At 69.3% G+C, this 3433-nt stretch carries 4 protein-coding genes; 1 reads left to right on the top strand and 3 read right to left on the bottom strand.

From position 1 onward, the window contains the following. Nucleotides 1-76: 76 nt before the first annotated feature. On the top strand, nucleotides 77-964 hold the full coding sequence (locus VJ976_RS08865; RefSeq protein ID WP_324099846.1) for an alkyl sulfatase dimerization domain-containing protein: 888 nt from the start codon (nucleotides 77-79) through the stop codon (nucleotides 962-964). A 101-nt stretch (nucleotides 965-1065) separates the two neighbouring features. Here VJ976_RS08865 and VJ976_RS08860 read toward each other — a convergent pair whose 3' ends face one another. From VJ976_RS08860 to VJ976_RS08850, 3 genes are all read right to left on the bottom strand, one after another. After that, a complete protein-coding gene (locus tag VJ976_RS08860) occupies nucleotides 1066-1752 on the bottom strand; it encodes a hypothetical protein (RefSeq protein WP_324099845.1) in 687 nt (228 codons plus the stop codon). Further along, nucleotides 1749-3131: a PASTA domain-containing protein gene (locus VJ976_RS08855; protein WP_324099844.1), complete on the bottom strand. Its 1383-nt coding sequence runs from the start codon at nucleotides 3129-3131 to the stop codon at nucleotides 1749-1751. Before VJ976_RS08855 ends, VJ976_RS08860 begins: the two co-directional genes overlap by 4 nt. A 10-nt stretch (nucleotides 3132-3141) precedes the next feature. Then, nucleotides 3142-3433 (bottom strand): hypothetical protein (locus VJ976_RS08850; protein ID WP_324099843.1); only part of this gene is annotated, 292 nt, incomplete at its 5' end.

Here is a 3433-nt window from a genome sequence, read left to right as displayed (position 1 = left end):
GGCGATCGACCTCTTCGGTGATCGCGTTGAGGTGGCGTTCGCGTCTCACCACTAGCCGACGTGGGGCGCCGAGCGAGTGGTCACGTTCCTCAGCCAACAGCGCGACCTCTACGCCTACCTGCACGACCAGACGCTGCGGATGATGAACCAGGGGCTGACCGGCGCCGAGATCGCCGAGGCCATGGTGCTGCCCCCCGCGCTGGAGAAGGCGTGGCACACCCGTGGTTACTACGGGTCGGTCAGCCACAACGTGAAGGCGATCTATCAGCGCTATATGGGCTGGTACGACGGCAACCCGGCGCACCTGTGGCAGCACCCGCCGGTCGAGGCAGGGCGCCGGTATGTCAAGGCCATGGGGGGTGCAGACGCGGTGGTCGAGCAGGCGCGCGCGGCGGTCGACGAGGGAGACCTGCGCTGGGCGGCGGAGATCCTGAGCCACGTCGTGTTCGCGGAGCCGGGTCATGACGTCGCGCGTGAGCTGCTCGCAGACACGTTCGAGCAGCTCGGCTACGGGTCGGAGAACGGCACCTGGCGCAGCGTCTACCTCTCGGGCGCCACCGAGCTGCGGCACGGAACCTTCGGCACCCCGACGGTGACCGCCTCACCCGACATCGTGGCCAACCTGAGCCCGGAGATGCTCTTCGACGCTGTGGCGGTGCGGGTCGACGGCCCTCGCTGTTGGGACGAGCGCCTGACGCTCGACGTGCGGTTCAGCGATGCGCCGGGTCGCTACCGGCTGCAGCTGGCCAACGGCGTGTTGACCTACAGCACCGCCGACCGGCCGGACCCGGCCGACGCGAGGATGACCCTGCCGCGGGAGGCGTTGAGCGCGCTCGCGGGCGGAGCCACCGCGGACGCACTCGCCGAAGCCGGCGCGCAGCTCGACGGCGACGACACCGTGCTCACCCGCCTGTTCGCCGCCCTGGACGTGCCGGACCCGGACTTCGCGATCGTCACCCCATGAGACAGGGTCGCGGCGTGAGCCGCTCTCACGTGGCGACACACGAGATCAACGACGAGACGGACACCACCGCGGCCGCTCGCGCGCCTACGCATACGCCTGGGTCACGAGGGACGAACGGTGGCACTCAACATGTCCGACGCTCCCTCTGAGGGAGGTGAGCCCACTGCTTGGCTCCCAGGGGGATCGACCACCAGCCTCAGCTGACCGCGCAGGCTGAACCAACCGGGCAGGGACAGTGACCGGCTCCGCTTCAGCACTTCCTTGTCGTACATCGACAGGCTGCCCGCTACGTGCACATCACCGTGCGCGATCTCGATGAGCGTGCCGTGCTCGACGACGCCGACCAGAGCCTCGACGCTGATATCCAGTGCCACAGCGATCGTGACGGTGGTCAGTCGCACCGTCTCGAACAGAACCTCCACCGCAGGTTCGTGGTCGACGTGGATGTCGTGGTCGGCAAGGACCACGGTGACCCGGCTGCCCGGATGCTCGAGCGACTTCTCGGCCGCGGCGAGGAGGTCGCGGTGCGTGCGCCACGCGCCGACCAACGCCTCGCCGACGTCGAGGTCCACCAGCCGCTGGACCATCGAGGCCACCTGGTCGCTGACTGCTCCGGCGGCCGCGCGGCGGGCGAGGGGACCGAGGCCCGAGCGGGCGGTGAGGTTGTGCACGTTCAGCGCGGTGCGCACGATGGAGCCGCTCTGGTCCTCATCGCCGAACAGAAGCGTCCGGCTGGTGAGTAGTGCTGGTGTTGTCTCCGGGGCTGGAGTGTCCGTCATCATCATCACGTGAACTTCCTCGTCGAGTAGGTCCTCGGTCCACCTGGGTGTGGGACGAGCCGAATCATCACTGCCGCAGACTCTGGTGTCCTGAAGGAGACGTGCGGCCGCGACGGTAGGGCCTGCGCCGTGACCGAGCGGCCGGCCCAGGATCGGCCGCGTCGACGCCCCGTACGGGCACCGGCGAACACGGCGGCCGCTCCGGCGGCCAGGGCCACGCCACCCCACTGGCCCCAGCTGCTGTCGTCCTCCCTGGTCAACGGCTCGACGTTTCTCTCTGTGAGGACGACGGTGACGGCAGTGTCGCGCGGCACCACGGCTCCAGCCTGCGGATCCTGCTCGACCACAGTTCCTTCCGCTCCGCTGGACTCAGCGGTCAACCCGGAGCGCTTCAGAGCCAGCCGGGCATCTTGGAGGCTCCGGCCCAGCACCGTCGGCACGACGACCTCATCGTCAGTGGGTTCGCCGACCGTCACGCTGATCGTGCTGCCGCGCGGCGCGTCCTCCGCAGCAGCGGGGGCCTGCCCGATGATCGCCTCATTCGAGGGAACCGGGCCGAGGATGAGGTCGCGGCCCAACAGGTTGCGGGCCTCGGAGGGGGTGAGTCCCAGCAGGTTCGGCACCTCCACCAAGTCTGGCGGGACTCCGACCTCGACGGACACGACGCTGCCTCGCTCCACGGTCAGACCAGGAACAGGATCCTGTGTCTGCACGATGTCGTTCGCCGAGTCCTGGGACGCACTCAGACGCAGCCCGGCCTCGGCCACGACGCGTCGGGCCGTGGCCAGGTCTTGACCCACCAGGGTCGGCACCCCGACCCGCTCGGAAGGCGCCGAGATCAGCGTGAGCGAGACCGTGTCGTCGAAGGAAAGCAGCTCCCCGGCGGCGGGACGCTGACCGCGCACAGTGACCGAGGACGGCTCACCCGGGCCGAGACTGTCGACGTCAGTCAGGTCGTCGACCTCGACGGTGGCCAGGCCAAGGGCCCGCAGGTCCTCACGGGCCTTCTGCTCTGGCAGGCCGACGATGTCTGGCATGACCACCCCGATGGTCACCGGAAGGACGATATGGCTACTCCGCTCCTGCAGCTCGATCAGGTCACCCGGCTCCCGCTGCGGCGCGCTTTGGCTCACGACGACCGGCTCGACGTCCACATCCGCAGGAGCCTCGTTCTGCGCCGTGAGGACCCAGCTGTCGTCGAACTCGTGCAGTCTTGACTCGGCGTCCTGGACCGTCAGCCCGACGAGGTCCGGTGCTGGGGCGACCTCGACCAGCCCGACCAGCCCGACCAGCAGGACCACCAGCAACGCCACTGCCCGCGCGCCGGAAGGGTGACCGCCGGGCGGGCCATCATCTCCTCCGGGGAGGCTCATCAGATCGACGCCCATGGAAACCCGCCTACCCCGATCGACGCCCAGCCGGCTGCTTGTCGCGCCCGCCGCTGCGCCTGAGCTCGCGCTCGATGCCCCTGTAGAGACGGTCACCCCACGGCTTGCGCAGGTCCGGCAGGTTGGCGCCGTTCCGGGGCTCGACGAGGAACGCGCGGTAGGAGACGCCTCGCGCCACCATGTCCTCGGCCACCGCCCGCCTCAGGGGCGCTTGCTGGATGTTGGTTTCCTTGGCTCGGGCAACCTCGCGCTGAATGACGTCGAACATGGTCGTGACCCACAGCCATACGGGCGCGAGCAGC

Origin of the sequence: Ornithinimicrobium sp., assembly GCF_035267225.1 — a bacterium.
Taxonomy (GTDB): Bacteria; Actinomycetota; Actinomycetes; order Actinomycetales; family Dermatophilaceae; genus Ornithinicoccus.
Note: the sequence above shows the minus strand (reverse complement) of the source record. Positions and strands in the feature narration are given on the sequence as shown.